The following is a 1,601-nucleotide window of genomic DNA, read 5'->3' on the forward strand; positions in this document are numbered from 1 at the left end:
CCCTCAACCCGCCGGCCGCCTCCTCCTCCGTACCGTCCGAAGTGGCCCGCGCCGTCGACGACGTGAAGCGGCTGCTCGGCGAGGGCCGCGTCTCCCAGGCGGTCGACCGGCTCGGCGCGATCCTGCCCACCGCCGAGTCCCACCACGGCCCCCGCTCCACCGTGGTCCGCACCCTGCGCAAGCAGTACGCGGCGACGCTCCTGGACGACGGCCAGTACCGCCGCGCCCTGCCCGAGCTGCGCCGCCTCGCCGACGAACGCAGCGCCGAGGCCGGCCAGGCCGACCCGGCCTCCCTGCAGTTCCGGTACGAGGCCGCGCAGTGCCTGGAGCAGCTCGGCGAACCGGCCGCGGCGCTCGCCGAGTACCGCGCACTGCTGCCGTTCTACGAGAACCAGTACGTGGCCAGCACCGTCGGCAACCCCGGCACAGCGCTCGCACTGCGCCGCAGGATCGGCCAGTTGCTGCTCGCCCTCGGCGACCGCGTGGGCGCCCACGACACCCTGGCGCGGCTGCTCTACGACGCGGAGCGGGTGCACGGACCCGGCCATCCGCTGCCCGGCGAGATCCGCCGCACCCTGCACTGGCTCGGTCAGGTACACGGCTGAGCCCTCCCCCGGGCGACGGGGCGTACCCCCAACTCCTGCCGAATCGTTGGTCGAATCGGTGGCCGAACACCCGGCCACTGCCTAACATCGATCTCCGCAAGGCCCTTGTGCAACGACGCACAAGCTCGCCGTCTCGCTGCCGGGAGGCTCCTTTGCACCGCCGCCGTCGCACCGCGCTCGCCGTCTCCGCCGCGCTCCTCGTCGCGGCCCCGCTCCTGGCCGCCTGTGGCAACGAGGCGCATCCGGGCGCCGCGGCCGTCGTGGAGGGCGAGCGGATCACGGTCGCGCAACTCCAGTCCCGGGTCACGGAAGTACGGGCGGCGCAGCAGTCGGCGACCGAGAAGTCCGGGCAGTACGCCCAGGCCGTGGAGAAGACCGGCGGCCTCACCCGCGACACCCTGCAGTCGATGGTCCTCGACCGCGTCCTGCACCGCGCCGCCACCGACGCCGGGGTGCACGTCAGCCGCAAGGAGATCCAGGGCCTGCGCGGCAACCTGGAGAAGCAGGCGGGCGGCGCGAAGGCGCTGGAGGCGGGCTGGCTGCAGCAGTACAACATCCCGGCGACCCGCATCGACGAAAGCCTCCGCACCGAGATCGAGGCCCAGAAGCTGTACGCGAAACTGGGCGCCGACCCCAACACCCCCCAGGGCCAGGCCAAGTTCTGGCAGACCCTGTCGAAGGCGTCCAAGTCCATGAACATCGACCTCAACCCGAGGTACGGGGCGTGGGATGTCGACAAGAGCAGGCGCGTGGACGTGAAGATGCCTTGGGTGCGCAACGTCTCCGAGGCGTAGGTCGGCGGTTCTCTCCCCTACCCGCCCCTTCCCGAAAGTCCTGCCGGACGGGCCTCCTCAAACGCCGGAGGGGCTGAAATTTGGCTGAGCTATCAGCCAGCAACCAGCCCACGCCCACAAAATCCAGCCCACGCCCGCAAAATTCAGCCCCTCCGGCGTTTGAGGTGGGGGCACCTCCCAGCGGTAGCTGGGGGAGGGGGTC

Annotated in this window: 1 protein-coding gene and 1 pseudogene; both read left to right on the forward strand. The window is 71.5% G+C overall.

Translation table 11 applies throughout. The annotated features are described in order from the left end of the window. A pseudogene (locus GUY60_RS37530) lies at positions 1 to 605 on the forward strand (serine/threonine protein kinase); the annotation flags it as partial. Positions 606 to 757: 152 nt separating this feature from the next. Further along, complete coding sequence (locus GUY60_RS37535) at positions 758 to 1,399, forward strand: SurA N-terminal domain-containing protein (protein WP_161705973.1); 642 nt, start codon at positions 758 to 760, stop codon at positions 1,397 to 1,399. Positions 1,400 to 1,601 lie beyond the last annotated feature (202 nt).

The sequence above is a fragment of the Streptomyces boluensis genome (genome assembly GCF_009908195.1).
GTDB classification, from domain to species: Bacteria; Actinomycetota; Actinomycetes; order Streptomycetales; family Streptomycetaceae; genus Streptomyces; species Streptomyces boluensis.